The sequence below is a fragment of the Ruegeria sp. CDSC068 genome (assembly GCF_059610545.1).
In genome coordinates, this window is record NZ_JBXWNV010000011.1 from 86,389 (window position 1) to 96,566 (window position 10,178).

9 protein-coding genes are annotated in these 10,178 nt (G+C 57.7%); 7 read left to right on the plus strand and 2 right to left on the minus strand.

Translation table 11 applies throughout. The features are described 5' to 3' along the window. Positions 1–47: 47 nt before the first annotated feature. Positions 48–839: a tryptophan synthase subunit alpha gene (trpA, locus tag AC2FID_RS19475; RefSeq protein ID WP_058279481.1), complete on the minus strand. Its 792-nt coding sequence runs from the start codon at positions 837–839 to the stop codon at positions 48–50. 78 nt (positions 840–917) lie between these two features. Further along, complete coding sequence (locus tag AC2FID_RS19480; protein WP_496838277.1) at positions 918–1,403, minus strand: acyloxyacyl hydrolase; 486 nt, start codon at positions 1,401–1,403, stop codon at positions 918–920. A gap of 199 nt (positions 1,404–1,602) precedes the next feature. Here AC2FID_RS19480 and ychF point away from each other — a divergent pair, with 199 nt between their 5' ends. From ychF to AC2FID_RS19515, 7 genes are all read left to right on the plus strand, one after another. Then, the gene (gene ychF, locus AC2FID_RS19485; RefSeq protein WP_108860977.1) at positions 1,603–2,700 is read left to right on the plus strand and encodes a redox-regulated ATPase YchF; all 1,098 of its coding nucleotides are present in this window, start codon (positions 1,603–1,605) and stop codon (positions 2,698–2,700) included. Positions 2,701–2,707: 7 nt separating this feature from the next. After that, on the plus strand, positions 2,708–3,217 hold the full coding sequence (locus AC2FID_RS19490) for a GNAT family N-acetyltransferase (protein WP_496757577.1): 510 nt from the start codon (positions 2,708–2,710) through the stop codon (positions 3,215–3,217). Between the two features lie 69 nt (positions 3,218–3,286). Next, positions 3,287–4,168: a LysR family transcriptional regulator gene (locus tag AC2FID_RS19495; protein WP_282170763.1), complete on the plus strand. Its 882-nt coding sequence runs from the start codon at positions 3,287–3,289 to the stop codon at positions 4,166–4,168. Between the two features lie 85 nt (positions 4,169–4,253). Next, complete coding sequence (locus tag AC2FID_RS19500; protein WP_496838280.1) at positions 4,254–5,957, plus strand: NAD(P)H-dependent oxidoreductase subunit E; 1,704 nt, start codon at positions 4,254–4,256, stop codon at positions 5,955–5,957. Between the two features lie 13 nt (positions 5,958–5,970). Next, complete coding sequence (gene fdhF / locus AC2FID_RS19505; RefSeq protein WP_496740177.1) at positions 5,971–8,754, plus strand: formate dehydrogenase subunit alpha; 2,784 nt, start codon at positions 5,971–5,973, stop codon at positions 8,752–8,754. 111 nt (positions 8,755–8,865) lie between these two features. Next, positions 8,866–9,672, plus strand: a complete 807-nt coding sequence (locus AC2FID_RS19510; RefSeq protein ID WP_496838282.1) for a cyclase family protein — start codon at positions 8,866–8,868, stop codon at positions 9,670–9,672. Beyond that, a complete protein-coding gene (locus AC2FID_RS19515; protein ID WP_496838284.1) occupies positions 9,656–10,177 on the plus strand; it encodes a thioesterase family protein in 522 nt (173 codons plus the stop codon). The genes AC2FID_RS19510 and AC2FID_RS19515 overlap by 17 nt, the downstream gene beginning before the upstream one ends. Position 10,178 lies beyond the last annotated feature (1 nt).

The window sequence follows — 10,178 nt, forward strand, 5'->3', positions numbered from 1 at the left end:
ACGCGGCCGGACAGGGCCGACCACGTTGAAATTTGATCAGGCCTCGCTCAGGCCGAGTGGGCGCCGTCAGCCAGAGATTTCACGAAATCCAAAACTTCGCCGGTGGGCTTGCCCGCAGCGATCTGGCTGACGATAGCGGAGCCGACCACTGCACCATCAGCAACAGTTGCGATTGCCTGTGATTTTTCAGGTGTATTGATCCCGAACCCGACGATCACTGGTAAATCGGTTGCGGATTTGATGCGGGCGACCTCGGGGCCAACATTTGTAGCTTGGGCTTCGGCCGCACCGGTAATGCCGGTGATTGACACGTAATACACAAAACCCGAAGTGTTCTGCAGAACGCGGGGCAGGCGTTTGTCATCGGTGGTTGGCGTGGCCAGACGAATGAAGTTCAATCCAGCAGCCTGCGCAGGCAAGCACAGTTCTTCGTCTTCCTCGGGCGGCAGGTCGACGACGATCAGACCGTCAATTCCGACCTCTTTGGCATCTGCAAGGAACTTATCGACGCCGCGGCTGTAGATCGGATTGTAGTAGCCCATCAGCACAATCGGAGTGGTGTCGTCGGTCTCGCGGAAAGCTCGGGCCAGATCCAAAGTCCGCTGCAAAGTCATGCCGCTGTCCAGTGCGCGTTGACCGGCGGCTTGGATCGTCGGGCCGTCTGCCATCGGATCGGTAAAGGGCAGACCCAGTTCGATGACATCGACACCTGCGCCGGGCAGGCCCTTTACGATTTCAAGCGAGGTTTCGAAATCCGGGTCACCGGCCATGATGTAGGCGACGAACGCCTTCTTTCCCTGTTCTTTCAGAGCGGCGAACTTGGCGTCGATACGGGTCATAAGCTGTCCTTGCAATCAGGTTCAGGCCTGATGTGCAGAAACTTTGAGGGGAAATCAATCCCGCCGGGGCAGATTGCTTCAGAACGCGTAATGATACCGCAGCAAAACGGAGTTGACGCCCGGGTTATCGTCCTGTGTGCTTGCGTTCGATTTGTGAGTAATTGCCAGGGACACGCTGTTGCCGTTGTTCAATGTGTAACCGAGGCCCAGCAAGCTACGAATCTGGAATTCACCACCCAGATCGTTGAGTGCGTCACCTTCTGAAAAATACCCGGGCATAACGCTTCCTTCGACGAACCAACGGTCGGCAAAGGTGTATGTCCCGATCAGGCCAATCCCGATATGAACGTCGGCGGCGGTATCTATGGTCAGGGCACCACCCCATGTGGCGGAAAAACGCGTGGCCTCGTGAAAGGGACGGTGATGGTATTCGAGCGAGATTACGGCTTCATCGTCAGAAACGCTGTCAGAAAAATCCGAGAACCCGGCGCCAAAGACAACGGATTGAGCGTGCGCCGCTTGGGCAGCTAAAAACAGCGCAACGGTAGCAGTTAAATACTTCATATCTCATATTCACTATTTGTTTGTTCACAAAGTCTTACATGGTGAGCTTAGTGTGTTGGTTTCAATCCGGGCAAGATCACGAATGCGCAACTGGGTCGTGATGTTGTAATTCGGATCGGCGGCGCCTTTTGCAGTCCGGCTTGCGCATTGCCTCGGACCTGCATAGAAGCAGCGCTCGAATGGTATGCAGGAGGCCGTCATGGGCTTTAAAATGGGAATCGTGGGTCTGCCGAATGTGGGTAAGTCGACCCTCTTCAACGCGCTGACCAAGACCGCAGCTGCTCAGGCGGCGAATTTCCCGTTCTGCACAATCGAACCCAATGTGGGTGATGTTGCCGTGCCCGATGATCGGCTCGACAAGTTGGCGGCGATCGCAAGCTCGAAACAGATCATTCCCACGCGGATGACCTTTGTTGATATCGCTGGTCTGGTGAAGGGCGCCTCGAAGGGCGAGGGGCTGGGCAACCAGTTTCTGGCCAACATCCGTGAAACCGACGCCATTGCCCACGTGCTGCGCTGTTTCGAAGATGGCGATGTGACCCACGTGGACGGCCGTGTCGATCCTGTGGCCGATGCCGACACCATCGAGACCGAGTTGATGTTGGCCGATCTGGAAAGCATCGAAAAGCGCCGCGCCAATCTGGTGCGAAAGCTGAAAGGCAATGACAAAGAGGCGCAGCAGCAGGAACGTTTACTGGCTGAAGCGCAGGCGATGCTGGAAGACGGCAAACCCGCGCGTCTGGTCGAAGTCTCTGACGAAGACGCCAAGGCATGGACGATGCTGCAGCTGCTGACCACAAAACCGGTTCTCTATGTCTGCAACGTGTCCGAGGAAGAAGCCGCCGAGGGTAACGAATATTCCGCCCGCGTGGCTGAAATGGCCGCGGCTCAGGGCAATTCCCACGTCATCATCAGCGCCAAGATCGAAGAAGAGATTAGCCTGCTGGAAGAAGACGAGGCGCAGATGTTCCTGGAGGAAATGGGTCTGGAAGAGCCAGGCCTCGACCGTCTAATCCGTGCCGGCTATGACCTGCTCAAGCTGGAAACCTATTTCACAGTCGGCCCGAAAGAGGCCCGCGCCTGGACCATCCGCACCGGCACCGCTGCGCCACAGGCCGCTGGTGTGATCCATGGCGATTTCGAAAAAGGTTTCATTCGCGCTGAGACGATCGCCTATGACGACTACATCGCTGCGAATGGCGAACAGGGCGCGAAAGAGGCGGGTAAGATGCGGGCCGAAGGCAAGGGCTATATCGTCAAAGACGGCGATGTGATGCACTTCTTGTTCAATACCTGAGCGCCGATTGACCCTGCGTGAAGCGGACCATTCAGATGCGTCGAGCATCGCTGCGATCTCGATTGAAGTCTGGATCGGCACCTATCTCAAACGCGGGGTTAGCGGTTTTTTCGCGGATTACGCGCTGACCGAGTTCACGCCAGCGCGTATCGCTGCCCTGATCAGCGATCCGGAAGAGTTCATTCTGGTGTCGAATAATTCACAGGGGATCGACGGGTTCATTCGCGTCTCTCCGGGCTGTGATGCCCCCGTCGCGGGGTGGTCGGGTATGGAAATTTCGACATTCTATGTTCAGCCGCGTCATCACGGCAAAGGGATCGGCACGCGCCTGCTTACGGCAGCACTGACGCATTGCCGAGAGCAACGGGCCGGTTCCGTCTGGTTGACCACCAATGCAGAAAACGATCCGGCCATCGCCTTCTATCTGGCCAATGGTTTTGTACAGATTGGCGAAACCCAGTTCCAGATTGCGGATCAGGGCTATCTCAACAATGTCTATGCCTTGTCTTTGACCTGAACACATCGCTTTCCCCCAACGTAAAAGGCGCTAATCTGGGTTTCTGGCCTCACCTTGGGATACCGAAAAATGATCGAAATCCGCGACCTGCAATTGCTTAGCGCCTTGGCGCGGCATCGTCATTTTGCCAAGGCGGCCGAAGAATGCGGGATTTCTCAGCCAGCGTTTTCCATGCGCATTCGGAATCTCGAGGACCGGCTGGGTGTCTCCATCGTGCGCCGCGCCAACAGGTTTCAGGGTCTGACTGAAGAAGGCGAGATGATCGTCCAACGTGCACGACGCATTCTGGATGAGACAAAGGCGCTGGAACAGCAGGTTCTGGCCTCGAAGGGTGAGATTACCGGGACACTCAAACTGGGGGTGATCCCAACCGCGATTGCCTTTACCGGTCGGCTGATCAAGCGGCTGCATCAGGCGCATCCGCGCGTTGTCACACGGATCGAAACCATGTCGGCCTCGTCCATTCAGCACCGGTTGGATGAGGGTAGTCTGGATGCGGGGATCACTTATGGCGACAGCATTGGCACCGATCTGCGGCAGGTGCAGCCGTTGTACGAAGAGACTTACGTGCTGTTGATCCCGTCACATATGACCGAAGAAACCGGGCCGATCCCGTGGACACAGGTCGCCGAGTTTCCACTCAGCCTGCTTGAGCCGCAGATGCAGAACCGTCGCATTCTGGACCGCATCTTTGCTGAGCAGGGCCTCCACCCCCAAGTGGTCGCTGAAACCAGTGGCTTTACCGCCTCAATGGTCATGGCGCGTGAAGGGCTGGCAGCCACCGTTGTCCCCCGCGTTCTGGTTCGGGCGCTGGGTGAACTTAAGGGTACAAAAGTGCTGCCTCTGGTCGATCCTGTTGTAAGTAAACCGATTTGTCTGGCCACCTTAAGCCGAGACCCGGAATTGCCAACGGTTGGGGCTTTGCGCGCTGTTGTGACGTCTTTGCGGTGATAAGGTGTCGTTATCGTGCGATAGCGATAAGCGATTTGACGATATACTATTCTGATGAGACACGGAGCCTTAATCGGAGGGCATCATGGCACCATTAGATACCAAGCCATCAGGCGCACCCAAGGGCGTCTGGAAGTCAGGTAAAGGCAAAGGGCGGCATACGCCCAAAGGCCGTCAGTTCACGGATGAGGCGCAGGCCGAGATTGCGCGCCTACTGGGCGACCGCCCGCGTCGTCGCGATCTGTTGATCGAATTCCTGCATTTGATCCAGGATGAGCACGGCCATATCAGCGCCGACCATATCGCCGCGCTGGCGGTTGAGATGCGGATCGGTCAGGCCGAGATCTACGAGACCGCGACGTTTTATGCCCATTTCGACGTAGTGAAAGAAGGCGAGGTGCCGCCGCCTGCCTTGACGATCCGTGTCTGCGACTCTCTCTCCTGCGAAATGGCCGGTGCCCAGCAGTTGCAAAAGGCCCTGGAAGATGGCTTGGACGCATCCGAAGTGCGTGTAGTGCGCGCGCCCTGCATGGGGCGTTGCGATACGGCCCCGGTGCTTGAGATTGGTCACAACCACATCGACTATGCGACCCCTGAAAAGGTGCAGGCCGCAATTGCCGCTGGTGATACTCACGCCCATCTGCCCGATTACGAAACCTTTGCCGCCTATGAGGCAAACGGTGGCTACGCCAAGCTGAAAGAGCTGCGCGAGAGCGGCGACTGGGAGAAAGTACAAGAAGACGTTTTGTCCTCAGGCCTGCGCGGTTTGGGTGGTGCTGGCTTCCCGTCCGGCAAGAAATGGGGCTTTGTACGCATGAACGAAGGCACCCGCTATCTGGCCGTGAACGGTGACGAGGGCGAACCCGGTACCTTCAAAGACCGTTATTATCTAGAGCGTGCGCCGCATGTTTTCCTTGAGGGTATGCTGATCGCTGCTTGGGCGGTCGAGGCAGAGACGTGCTTCATCTACATGCGTGACGAATACCCGGCGGTGCTGGAAATCCTCGCCCGCGAGATTGCCGCGTTGGAAGAGGCCGGGATCGTCGAAAAGGGTTACATTGACCTGCGCCGGGGTGCTGGTGCTTACATCTGCGGTGAAGAATCCGCGATGATCGAGTCGATCGAGGGTAAGAAGGGCCTGCCGCGCCACCGTCCTCCGTTTGTGGCGCAGGTTGGGGTCTTTAATCGTCCGACCTTGGTGCACAATGTCGAGACGCTGTATTGGGTCTCAAAGATCTGCCGCGAAGGGCCGCAGATTCTGAACTCTGTCGAAAAAAATGGTCGCAAGGGCCTGCGCAGCTATTCAATCTCGGGGCGGGTGGCCAAGCCGGGTGTTTACCTGCTGCCGGCGGGTTCGACCATTTTGGACGTGATTGAGGCCGCTGGCGGCATGATCGAAGGTCAGACCTTCAAGGCGTATCAGCCCGGCGGTCCGTCCTCGGGTCTGCTGCCTGCGTCGATGGACGATATCCCATTGGACTTTGACACGCTGCAGCCACATGGCACCTTTATTGGATCAGCCGCTGTGGTGGTTCTGTCCGATCAGGACACCGCACGCGATGCCGCGCTGAACATGCTGCGCTTCTTCGAAGATGAGAGCTGTGGCCAGTGCACGCCTTGCCGGGCGGGCTGCGAAAAGGCTGTGAAGCTGATGCAGGCTGACAAGTGGGATCAGGATCTTCTGGAAGATCTGTGCCAGGTCATGGGCGATGCCTCGATCTGCGGTCTGGGGCAGGCGGCCCCGAACCCGATCCGCCTGGTCATGAAACACTTCGCCGACGAAATCTGAGGGAGACATAGCCATGCTTGATGCAAGCCCAACCAAGACCGTCACCTTCAACCTGAACGGCGATGACGTCACCGTGCCCGAAGGGTGGACCATCTGGGAAGCCGCCAAGGGGCAGGGATTTACCATTCCGCACCTCTGCCACAAGCCGCAGCCGGGTTACAAACCGGACGGCAATTGCCGCGCCTGTATGGTCGAGGTGGAAGGCGAGCGCACTCTGGTCGCCTCGTGCATCCGTCCGGCTGCGGACGGAATGGTGGTAATAACCGATAGCGACAGGGCCGAGAAATCGCGCGCAATGGTCATGGAATTGCTGGTCGCCGACCAACCCGAAGAGGCGCACGATAAATCCAGCCACTTCTGGGATATGGCCAAGCTGAACGATGTCAGCGACAGCCGTTTCCCGGCGAAAGAGGCCGAGAAGATCCCTCTGCTGGATGACAGCCACGTTGCAATGCGCGTCAATCTGGACGCCTGCATCAACTGCAACCTTTGTGTCCGTGCTTGTCGCGACGTGCAGGTCAATGACGTGATCGGCATGGCCGGTCGCGGACACACCGCGCAGGTGGTGTTTGACCAGAACGACCCGATGGGGGATTCGACCTGTGTCGCCTGTGGTGAATGTGTTCAAGCCTGCCCGACCGGTGCGTTGATGCCAGCCACTGTGTTGGACGAAAAGCAGCAGGGCGACAGCAAAGACTACGATTCCGAGACCGAAAGCGTCTGCCCGTTCTGCGGCGTCGGCTGCAAAGTCTCGCTGAAGGTCAAGGACGGCAAGGTCAAGTATGTCGAGGGCATCAACGGCCCGGCCAACGAAGGCCGCTTATGCGTCAAAGGCCGCTTTGGTTTCGACTATATCCACCACCCACACCGCCTGACCAAACCGCTGATCCGGCGTGAGGATGCGCCTGCAAAAGGGTTGAATGTCGATCCGGGCAATCTGGGCACTCATTTCCGCGAGACGACTTGGGAAGAGGCAATGGATCTGGCGGCCACCAAGCTGAAGGCGCTGCGTGATGAAGATCCGCGCAACGTTGCTGGCTTTGGTTCGGCCAAATGCACCAACGAAGAAGCTTATCTTTTCCAGAAGTTCATTCGTCAGGGCTTCAAGCACAACAACGTCGACCACTGCACCCGTCTGTGCCATGCCTCGTCCGTGGCGGCGCTGATCGAGAACGTGGGCTCAGGCGCGGTGACGGCCACCTTTAACGAGGTCGAGAACTCGGATGTGGTTATCATCATCGGGGCCAACCCAATCGAAAACCACCCCGTGGCGGCAACCTACTTCAAGCAGTTCACCAAGCGCGGTGGCAAGCTGATCGTGATGGACCCGCGCGGCGTCGGTATGCGCAAGTTCGCAGACGAAATGCTGCAGTTCCGCCCCGGTGCCGATGTTTCGATGCTCAACGCGATCATGAACGTGATCGTCGAAGAGGAACTGTACGACAGCCAGTACATCCACCGCTGGACCGAGAACTGGGAAGCTGAAAAAGAGCATCTGCGCGCCTTCACGCCCGAGGCAATGGCGCCCATTTGTGGCATTGAGCCAGAACAGCTGCGCCGTGTCGCGCGTACCTTCGCGCAGGCTAAGGCTGGTCTGATCTTCTGGGGTATGGGCGTCAGTCAGCACATTCACGGCACCGATAACTCGCGATGCCTGATCTCGCTGGCATTGATGACCGGCAATGTTGGTAAACCCGGCGCGGGTCTGCACCCGCTGCGTGGCCAGAACAACGTGCAGGGCGCGTCTGACGCGGGTCTGATCCCGATGTTCCTGCCAGATTATCAGTCGGTTATGGATGACGGCATTCGGGCCAAATTCAACAACGTCTGGAACTCGGACGACTTCTCTAACGAGAAGGGCCTGACCGTCACCGAGATCATTGATCAGGCCTACGCGGGTAACATCAAGGGCATGTATATTCAGGGTGAAAACCCGGCTATGTCCGACCCTGATGTTGGTCACGCACGGGAAGCTTTGGCAAAGTTGGAGCTGATGATCGTGCAGGATATCTTCCTGACCGAAACGGCCAACTATGCCGACATCATCCTGCCTGCCTCGGCGTTGTATGAAAAGAACGGCACCGTGTCGAACACCAACCGTCAGGTTCAGCGTGTGCGTCCGGCTGTGGCACCTCCGGGTGAGGCGCGTGAGGACTGGAAAATCACCGTTGAGCTTGCGCAGCGCATCGGGCTGAACTGGGATTACACCGATGTAAGCCAGGTGTTTGATGAGATGAAGCTGACTATGGCGTCACTCGACAACATCACCTGGGAGCGGCTTGAGACCGAGACGATCACCTATCCGTCGCTCAGTGAAACCGATCCGGGACAGGCGATCGTGTTCGGTGATGGCTTCCCGCGGACAGACGGACGGGCCAAGTTCACCCCGGCCAGTGTCATCCCGCCGGATGAAGCGCCGGATGAGGAATACCCGATGATTGCAACAACCGGCCGTCAGCTGGAACACTGGCACACCGGGTCGATGACTCGCCGGTCCAACGTTCTGGATGCTGTGGAACCGGAAGCAAACTGTTCGATGAACCCGCGCCAGCTGAAGCTGATGGGGATCGAGCCGGGCGAAATGATCCGTCTCACCACCCGTCGTGGCTCGATCGAGATCATGGTTCGAGCCGACCGGGCGATCGCCGAAGATATGGTGTTCATCCCGTTCGCCTATGTCGAGGCGGCGGCGAACATTCTGACCAACTCGGCCATCGACCCTTACGGCAAGATCCCCGAGTTCAAGTTCTCGGCCATTCGCGTCGAAAAGATCGAAGACGCCATCGCGGCCGAGTGAATCCGTCACATACAGTCTTGGAAAGGCGGCCCATTGGGTCGCCTTTTTCTTTCCTTGACAGCAGCTTACCTGCGGCCAACCCTGTCACCGTTCTTAGTGGAGGAGTTTTACATGGCGCGCCGCTTCGTCGATCTGTCAGTTCCGTTGGAAACCGGCATCGTGTCGGATCCGCCGATCATGTTACCCGAAATCGAATATCTGGCCCATGACCAGACCGCCGAACAAGTCATGTCCTTTTTTCCGGGCCTGCAGAAAGATGACCTGCCCGGCGGTGAGGGCTGGGCCATCGAACGCCTTCAGATCGCCACGCACAATGGCACCCATCTGGACGCGCCTTACCATCACCATTCGACCATGAACAAAGGTGAGAGGGCGATCACCATCGACGAGGTGCCGCTGGAATGGTGCATGAACCCCGGCGTGAAACTGGATTTTCGCCATTTCGACGATGGTTATGTGGCGACCGCTGCCGATGTCGAAGCCGAATTGAAACGGATTGGTCACGAATTGCAGCCGTTGGATATCGTCGTCGTGAATACCTCGGCTGGCACGCGTTATGGGCATCCGGACTATCTGGCCAAAGGATGCGGCATAGGGCGCGAAGCAACGCTGTATTTGACCAAACGCGGGGTTCGCGTGACAGGAACTGACGCCTGGAGCTGGGACGCACCGTTTCCATTGACCGCGCAGGAATATGCTGAAACGCAAGATGCATCGATTATATGGGAAGGGCACCGGGCCTCGATGGAGGTTGGCTATTGTCACATGGAAAAACTGACGAACCTTGAAACCTTGCCGCCGACTGGGTTCGAGATTTCCTGTTTCCCGTTCAAGATAAAAGGGGCTTCAGCTGGATTCATCCGCGCGGTTGCGATCTTTGAGACCCAAGAAGGAGCACCTGATGCAACCGTCGCCTGAAACGCTGGCCGGTCATGGCGGACCCTATGACGCCCCGCTTGTTTTCCGCGGGTTCAAGGCGCGCCCCGAGTGGATTGACTATAACGGTCACATGAACGTGGGCTATTACGGCGTCGCCTTCGACAATGCGCTGGAGCTGTTGATGGTGGATCATCTTGGGCTGGGTGAGGCGCAGGTAAATGCGATGAGGCAGGGACCTTACATTTTGCAATCCCACATGAATTTCCTACGCGAAGTACTGGAAGGTGAGGCCTTCAGCATCCGGTTTCGGATGCTGGACGCAGATCACAAACGTGGTCACTATTTTGCGCAGATGGTGTCTGAAAAAGACGGTGCTATCTGCGCCACTCAGGAAGCGTTGTTCATGAATGTCAGCCATACGACCGGCCGGTCGGTTCCCTATCCGGACTGGGCCGTCGCGCGTCTTCAGAGCATGGTGAGGGATCATGCGGCGATCGACCCGGCCCCAGAGGTCGGCCACCCGATAGGCATCCGCAGAAAGTGAA

What these genes read in the sequence shown, in the direction of transcription:
- AC2FID_RS19515 (WP_496838284.1), top strand. Translation starts at nt 9,656, where the DNA reads ATGCAACCGTCGCCTGAAACGCTGGCCGGTCATGGCGGACCCTATGAC.
- fdhF (WP_496740177.1), top strand. Translation starts at nt 5,971, where the DNA reads ATGCTTGATGCAAGCCCAACCAAGACCGTCACCTTCAACCTGAACGGC.
- AC2FID_RS19480 (WP_496838277.1), bottom strand. Translation starts at nt 1,403, where the DNA reads ATGAAGTATTTAACTGCTACCGTTGCGCTGTTTTTAGCTGCCCAAGCG.
- AC2FID_RS19500 (WP_496838280.1), top strand. Translation starts at nt 4,254, where the DNA reads ATGGCACCATTAGATACCAAGCCATCAGGCGCACCCAAGGGCGTCTGG.
- AC2FID_RS19495 (WP_282170763.1), top strand. Translation starts at nt 3,287, where the DNA reads ATGATCGAAATCCGCGACCTGCAATTGCTTAGCGCCTTGGCGCGGCAT.
- trpA (WP_058279481.1), bottom strand. Translation starts at nt 839, where the DNA reads ATGACCCGTATCGACGCCAAGTTCGCCGCTCTGAAAGAACAGGGAAAG.
- AC2FID_RS19510 (WP_496838282.1), top strand. Translation starts at nt 8,866, where the DNA reads ATGGCGCGCCGCTTCGTCGATCTGTCAGTTCCGTTGGAAACCGGCATC.
- ychF (WP_108860977.1), top strand. Translation starts at nt 1,603, where the DNA reads ATGGGCTTTAAAATGGGAATCGTGGGTCTGCCGAATGTGGGTAAGTCG.